Origin of the sequence: Colwellia sp. BRX10-3, from assembly GCF_014077505.1 — a bacterium.
In the GTDB taxonomy this organism is placed as follows: Bacteria; Pseudomonadota; Gammaproteobacteria; order Enterobacterales; family Alteromonadaceae; genus Cognaticolwellia.
The window spans coordinates 219064-226827 of the sequence record NZ_JACGWA010000005.1 but is presented as its reverse complement, the minus strand read 5'-3'; the positions used below and the strand labels follow the sequence as shown (position 1 = coordinate 226827).

The window sequence follows — 7764 nt, the reverse complement described above, 5'->3', positions numbered from 1 at the left end:
AATGAAATAAGGCCGCACTTAAGTTTGGCAATGAAAACACCAAACCAAGTGCACAAAAAAGACCAGAAGCTTAAGCCACTGGCCTTTCATTAAAACCGTCAACATATTCTAGGACGGGACATTCTACTTTAGTGCGGTATTGGTTTAGTTATAGCTTTGGGCCAGCGGCTACCAATGACTTACCGTTATCAGTATCAGTAAACTTATTAAAGTTGTTAACAAAGCGCGTGGCTAAGTCAACTGCTTTACCTTGCCATTGTGAAGCATCAGCATAAGTATTACGTGGGTCTAAAATACTATTGTCAACGCCATCAATGCTAGTTGGAATATCTAAATTGAATAAGGGTAAAACTTGTGTTTCTGCATTATCAATTGAACCATCTAAAATCGCATCAATAATTGCACGCGTATCTTTAATTGAAATACGTTTGCCAGTGCCATTCCAACCGGTATTAACCAAGTAAGCTTCAGCGCCTACAGCTTGCATACGATTACGAAGAACTTCAGCGTATTGTGTTGGGTGTAAACTTAAAAAGGCGGCACCAAAACAACTTGAGAATGTAGGTGTTGGTTCTGTTATACCACGTTCAGTACCGGCAAGTTTCGCCGTGAAACCAGACAAAAAGTAATATTCTGTTTGTGCAGGTGTTAATTTAGCAACAGGCGGCAATACACCAAAAGCATCAGCGGTTAAGAAAATAACTTTTTTTGCATGGCCAGCACGAGAAACCGGCTTAACGATATTATCAATGTGGTGAATTGGATAAGAAACACGGGTGTTTTCAGTTTTTGAATTATCGTCAAAATCAATCAGACCCTTTTCGTCAACAGTTACGTTTTCTAGTAAAGCGTCACGACGAATAGCGTTGTATATGTCAGGTTCATTTTCTTTGCTCAAGTTGATAGTTTTTGCGTAACAACCACCTTCAAAGTTAAATACCCCGTTTTCATCCCAACCATGTTCATCGTCACCAATAAGTTGGCGTTTAGGATCAGTTGATAATGTTGTTTTACCTGTGCCAGAAAGGCCGAAGAAAACAGCAGTGTCACCATCTTCACCAACGTTAGCACTACAATGCATAGAAGCAATGCCTTTTAATGGTAGTAGGTAGTTCATCATTGAGAACATACCTTTTTTCATTTCGCCGCCGTACCAAGTACCACCAATTAACTGAATACGTTCAGTAAGGTTAAAGGCAACGAAGTTTTCAGAATTTAGGCCTTGTGCTTGCCAATTTGGATTAGTTGTTTTTGCGCCATTCATTACGATGAAATCAGGTTCGTAAGATGCTAACTCGACATCGGTAGGGCGAATGAACATGTTTTTAACAAAATGGGCTTGCCAAGCTACTTCTGTGATAAAGCGTACTTTTAAGCGAGTCGCTTCATCTGCGCCACAAAAAGTATCAACAACAAATAAACGCTTGCCAGACAACTGCTCAGTGACTAAACCTTTAAGGCTAGTCCAAGTTTCTTGTGTCATGGGTTTGTTGTCATTTTTTCCTTGATCTGACCACCAAACGGTATCGCGCGTAGTGTCATCACGAACAATATATTTGTCTTTAGGAGAGCGACCGGTAAATATTCCCGTGTCTACTGAAACAGCGCCAAGTTCGGTAACTACGCCTTTATCAAAACCAGAGAGATCAGATCTTGTTTCCTCAGCAAAGAGTAACTCATAAGACGGATTGTAAACTATCTCAGCAACATTAGTGATGCCGTATGAAGATAAATCAATTGAGTTTTCTAAAGCTGCCATTGCGAATTCGCTCCTAAAAGTATGACGATTTTTGAATAATTTGTTTCGGTATTCCGAGTTTGGACGACAATTTTATGCGATCAATAAGCAAAACGAAAGTTTTTTTTCTTTCGTTGTGAAAGTTTTCATACTAAGTTTCATTATTTATTACGAAAAGATGTTTACGATGAAAATAGTTAATGGCTAAGGCTACTAAGTAATAACCAGTGGCTAATGACTATAGTGCTTATAAACAAGAGGTTATGCGCATTTTGTTGTTGACTATTTGGTCAGGAAAATATCAATTAAATTACATTTTAAAGTAATATAATTTTTGTAAATGTTCGGGATAAATTTCGAATAGAAACAAATTTTTCGTTAGGATGCTTACCTAACGAAACTTTTGAGAGCGGTTGTTGATCTTTCAAGTATAAAAAATCTTGTCGAAATAGTTATTTCGACAAGATCAACACAAGTTGCTGTTAATCGAATATTCCGTCTTCATTGGGAGTAATTGAGCCATCACCATCGAGAATTTCACTGCTGACATCTTGGCTTATGTATTCAGTAGGAGCTGTGCCTAATTCAAAATACTCAAAGCGGCTTGATTTATCTGTTTTTGTGGTTAACTTCCCAGACACTTTATCTATTCTAACCGACATTAATGCTTCGGGTTGCTCAAAATATTCAACTGGAAGCTCGGCTAGTGCTACTCTCATAAAGTTGATCCAAGCAGGCTGTGCCGACTTAGCACCAAACTCTTTACCTGTGGTTTGTTCTTTACCTAGGTTACTGTTGTAGGTTGTTTGACCAAGATTACGGCTGGGATTGTCAAAACCTATCCAAGATGTTGTGACGAGTCTGCGACTGTAGCCGGAAAACCAAGCGTCTTTCGCCTGATTGGTAGTACCTGTTTTACCAGCAATATCTCTGCGTTTAAGTACACGTGCACGAAAACCTGTGCCTTGCCAAAAAGGCTTTACATTCCAGTCAGCGCCCCAGATTGCAGAGTTCAGTGCTTCAGTCATTAAAAATGCGTTTTGGGCACTAATAACTCTAGGGGCTTTATTGACTGTTTTTGGCGCTAGCTGAATTTGATCAATAACATCTAGAGCATAATTGTCACTGCTGCCATCTATGACTTCAGGTACTGTTGTAATAATTTCTTCGCAAGGGTCACATGCCATGGCCGGATTGGCTTGAAATAATACCTTACCGAATGAGTCTTCAATGCGTTCGATTAAGTAAGGCTTGATTAAAAAACCGCCATTAGCAAAAGTTGCAAAGCCAGTGGCCACTTCGATAGGTGTTAAAGACGCTGAACCGAGTGCTAAAGATTCGTTACGCGGTAAATCCTCAGGATTAAAACCAAAAAGCGCTAAATAGGGAATGATTTTATCTAAGCCTACTTCTCTGAGTAAGCGAACAGCAATGACGTTTTTAGATTGCGCTAATGCTAAACGAAAGCGTATTTCGCCGTTATAAACCGGAGGCGAATTTTTAGGACGCCAAACCACACCTGAACTTCTATCCCACTGATTAATCGGAGCGTCATTGACTATCGATGCTAATGTATAGCCGCTGTCTAACGCTGCAGAATAAATGAAAGGCTTAATGTTAGAACCCACTTGTCGTTTCGCTTGGGTAACACGGTTAAATTGACTTTGGTCAAAACTAAACCCACCGACTGCGGCTTTTATGGCACCACTGTCTGTTGCTAGAGATACTAATGCCGAGCTGACTTCTGGTAATTGACTTAAGCGATAGCCAGATTCTGTTGCAGCAACCATAATAATATCACCGATTGTCAAAATTTCACTAGCGATAGTTGGAGGTGCTGCTTGCTTATCATCATTTATATAAGCACGTGCCCAGGCTAATCCTTGCCAATCGATGTTAACCTCTGAGCCATCTTGTAACCTAACTTTCGCAGATTGTTCAAATGTTGCCGTAACAACTGCAGGTACAATCGAGTGGTAGCTTCCATGCGGGGCGAGTGCTGCTATTGTTTCTTCTACAGTTATTGGCGCAATTGCATTGTCACTTGAATCACTTGTACTGCGAGTTTGAGTTTGGTCGTCAATGGGTCGTAAGGTACTAATAGGTCCGCGATAACCATGGCGTTGGTCGTATGCTAAAATATTATTAACCACGGCTTGTTGAGCTGCATATTGCAGCTTGGAAGTTACAGTAGTAAATACTTTATAACCGCCGGTATATGCGGCTTCTTTGCCAAAACGATCAACCATTTCTTGATGCGCCATTTCGGCAATATAAGGGGCACTTAACTCGATTTCAGCACCGTGTTTTATGGCAGAAATCGGTTCTTTGTTTGCTGCTGACATTTCTTCAGCAGTGATATAGTCAGCGGTATACATGCGTTGTAATACTACGGTTCGTCGCTGTAAAGCACGATCTGGTCGACTAATTGGGTTCATGGTTGAAGGCGCTTTGGGTAAACCTGCTAATACGGCTATTTGAGCCAACGTCAGTTCTTTTACGTCTTTACCATAATAGACCTGTGCTGCCGCGCCAAATCCAAAAGAGCGATGCCCTAATGAAATTTTATTCATATAGAGCGCAAGGATTTCGTCTTTTGTTAACAAGCTTTCAATATGGAATGAAATAAATATTTCACGAATTTTTCGGACATAGGTTTGTTCTCGAGTCAGGAAAAAGTTTCGGGCAACCTGCATAGTGATGGTACTAGCGCCGCCTTTATTTTGTCCTGTCAGTTGACCTAAGATGGCTCGACCCATGCCAATGGGATCAACGCCGAAATGAAGATAAAAACGATCGTCCTCTGTGGCTAAAATCGCATTGATTAATTGCTGGGGCATTTCATCCAAGGTAAGAGGAATACGTTTCTTCTCACCAAATTGGGAAATAAGTTTGCCATCAGAACTAAAAATTTGCATTGGCGTTTGCCACTGCAAATCTTTCAGTGACTCGACACTGGGTAAATTTGAACGCATCGACATGTAAATTCCGGCAAGAGCCAAAATTCCGATAAATATCAACGCAGCACCCGTTTTTAATAGGTTTTTTATAGAAAACACAAAAAAATGCTCGATAAAAGTTATAAAATTGACGTAATAGTACTAGTATATCCTGTAAAAGCATGTAATAAATGTATAAATACGAATTTTATACCTAATATTATTATAATAAAATGTTCTAGTAGGATTCTATGTTAAGTAGTTTATGGAAAAAAAAGACCGCCTTAATGGTTGGAATTGACATCGGTTCTCACTCTATTAAAGCTGTTTTACTGAACCGAAACGATAACGGATATGTTCTTGAAACTGTCGCTATTGAACCGATGCCAAGAGGCGCGATTGTTGATAGAGAAATTCAGGACATTGACGCTGTTGGTAAAGTTGTTGCTAAAATCCGCAAAAAAATCTCGTCGTCTGTTGAACAAGCAGCGTCAGCTGTCTCTGGGCAAACGGTTATTACGAAAATAATTTATATGGATGTCGCATTAACCGAACAAGAATTAGCGAGTCAGATAGAAATCGAAGCTGATAGCTTAATTCCTTATCCCCTGGATGAAGTTAGCTTAGATTTTGAATCACTCGATATTAATGAATCAGACCCAAGTAAAATTAATGTTTTACTCAGTGCTGCTCGGACAGAATCTGTTGAAGCAAGAGTTGCGGCACTAGAAGCAGGTGGTTTTGAAACTAAAGTTATCGATGTTGAGTCTTACGCCATCAGTCGCGCTTATGATTTAACCTTAAGCCAATTACCTGATGATGCCGCAGATAAAGTTATCGCTACCGTAGATTTGGGCGCGACCATGACATTATTCTCGGTCACGGAAGCGGGTACACATATTTACAGTCGCGATCAACTGTTTGGTGGCGAGCAATATACTCGCTCTATTGTATCTTATTATAATAAATCGTTTGAAGAGGCTGAATTAGCCAAGTTAACCGATGATCTGCCCCCCAATTACACCTTTGAAGTTTTAGCGCCTTTTCACACCATATTAGTGCAGCAAATTCGCCGCGCCATTCAAATGTTTCTTACCACTAGCGGCAAAGAAAAAATTGATTATCTGGTTATTTCAGGTGGTAGTGCTTCAGTGGAAGGCGTAGAGCAATTATTATCAGAAGAGCTGGGTATACATACAGTAATAGCAAACCCTTTTGCAGGTATGGAAATTTCTAGCACTATTAATCAAGAAGAGTTAGCCAACACAGCACCGCGCTTTATGGTGGCAGCTGGTTTAGCATTAAGGAGTTTTTCCCCTTGGCATATATAAATCTATTACCATGGCGTGAAGAAGCTGAAAAAGCTAAACAGCGAGAATACTTTACTGTGTTAACCATAGTAGCTTTGGCAGCATTTATTATTGTATTCTCAGTGAATCAGTTTTATCAAATGCGTATTGATGGTCAGAATTCTCGTAATCAGTTTTTACAAAATGAGATTCAAATACTCGATTTACGTATCTCGAAAATAAAATCGCTGAACGAAAAGAAAAAAGAACTCGAAAAACGTACTAGTGTTGTTGAACAACTGCAACGTAGTCGTAATGTGGGTACACAAGTTTTAGACGAGATTGCAAAAGTAGTACCGAATGGAATTTATCTTACTCGCTTAGAAAAACAAGATAATAGCTTAAATATTATCGGTAAAAGTGAGTCTAATAATCATCTAGCTAACATGATTAGAGAAATAGAAAGCTCTGATTTATTTGAAGACGCAATTCTTGAATCGATAACCTCCAACGATGCAAAAAGTAAATTATTAAGTGATTTTAAAATGCGTGTTCGAATTAAAGGTTTAATTAACTTGAATGAACCTACTAATCAAGGAGCACCATAATGAATTTTGATTTATCGGAATTTATGGAGCAATTTGATGGATTAGAGCTTGATAATATTGGACAATGGCCGAAAGCGGCGAAAATTGTTTTATCAATATTCTTGGTTATCTTGGTGTTAGGTTTGGGTTATGTGCTAATGGTCAGTGATCAAATTGAACAACTTGAACGGGTGACAGCAGAAGAAACGACTTTAAAACAACAATACCAAGCAAAATATCATATAGCGGCTAATTTAGAATTGTTTGAACAACAAATGGTTGAAGCAGAAGCAATGTTTGCCAACCAATTGAAAAGTTTACCTGAAAGCCATGAAACACCAGGTTTGTTAGACGATATTACCTTTGTCGGTACCACTACAGGACTTGATTTTGTTAAACTAAATTGGCAGCCGGAAATAGAGCAAGAAATTTATATCGAGTTACCCATCGATATTGAGGTTTTAGGTTCTTATCATGAATTTGGTCAATTCGTTAGTCGAATTGCTGGCTTACCACGCATAGTTACCCTGCATGATTTTGACATTAGTATGCAAAAACAAGCATCGGGAGATTTAAAATTAAAGTTACAAGCTAAAACCTATCGTTATAGGGAGGCAGACGAATAATGAAAAAATTCATTCTATTAAGTGCTGTTCTACTAACGGGCTGTTTTAGTGATACAGATGATTTGAAACAACATATTGTTAAGGTGCAATCAGGCACAGCTAGCACGATTGACCCAATGCCTGAAGTGAGAGTTTTTGATCACTTCGACTATTCGGCAGATGTGTTACGTAGCCCATTTGATATACCGAAACCTGAAGCTATTCAAGAAAAAATTCAACAAATGTCAGGCTGTTTAAGTCCAGATCCGCGTCGAAGAAAGCAGCCTTTGGAGAAGTTTTCACTAAGTGATTTAGTGATGCGTGGCACCTTAGGTGAATTAGGTGTTACTTGGGCACTCGTCGAGGCGTCTGATAATACCTTGCACAGAGTTGCTGTGGGAAGTTACGTTGGCTTATATCATGGGAAAATCACCACGGTAAGCCAAGACAATGTAAAAGTATTAGAGTTAATCCCAGATGGCGCTGGGTGCTGGGTGGAACGTGAAACTGTCGTTACCATGACGGAGACAAGTGCAGAGGGGCTAAGGAAGTAATGTTGCTATTTAATAAAATGAAAAACGATAATCTTATGACACATTGCAAAAA

General features: G+C 39.3%; 6 protein-coding genes. 4 read left to right on the top strand and 2 right to left on the bottom strand.

What is annotated here, in order from left to right:
* Positions 1-148 precede the first annotated feature (148 nt).
* Positions 149-1759 carry a phosphoenolpyruvate carboxykinase (ATP) gene (gene pckA / locus H4J38_RS10360; protein ID WP_182131694.1) on the bottom strand — a complete coding sequence of 537 codons (1611 nt, stop codon included), beginning with the start codon at positions 1757-1759 and terminating at the stop codon, positions 149-151.
* A gap of 461 nt (positions 1760-2220) precedes the next feature.
* Complete coding sequence (locus H4J38_RS10355; RefSeq protein WP_310733466.1) at positions 2221-4797, bottom strand: penicillin-binding protein 1A; 2577 nt, start codon at positions 4795-4797, stop codon at positions 2221-2223.
* Positions 4798-4928: 131 nt separating this feature from the next.
* On the opposite strand from H4J38_RS10355, the gene H4J38_RS10350 reads away from it, so the two are divergent.
* From H4J38_RS10350 to H4J38_RS10335, 4 genes are read left to right on the top strand one after another with little or no spacing between them, the layout of a single operon-like run.
* Positions 4929-6008 (top strand): pilus assembly protein PilM, encoded by a 1080-nt coding sequence (locus tag H4J38_RS10350; RefSeq protein ID WP_182131693.1) that lies wholly within the window; start codon positions 4929-4931, stop codon positions 6006-6008.
* Complete coding sequence (locus H4J38_RS10345; RefSeq protein ID WP_182131692.1) at positions 5996-6574, top strand: PilN domain-containing protein; 579 nt, start codon at positions 5996-5998, stop codon at positions 6572-6574. Before H4J38_RS10350 ends, H4J38_RS10345 begins: the two co-directional genes overlap by 13 nt.
* The gene (locus tag H4J38_RS10340; protein ID WP_182131691.1) at positions 6574-7179 is read left to right on the top strand and encodes a type 4a pilus biogenesis protein PilO; all 606 of its coding nucleotides are present in this window, start codon (positions 6574-6576) and stop codon (positions 7177-7179) included. Before H4J38_RS10345 ends, H4J38_RS10340 begins: the two co-directional genes overlap by 1 nt.
* Positions 7179-7712, top strand: a complete 534-nt coding sequence (locus tag H4J38_RS10335; protein WP_182131690.1) for a pilus assembly protein PilP — start codon at positions 7179-7181, stop codon at positions 7710-7712. Before H4J38_RS10340 ends, H4J38_RS10335 begins: the two co-directional genes overlap by 1 nt.
* The last annotated feature ends 52 nt before the right edge of the window (positions 7713-7764 follow it).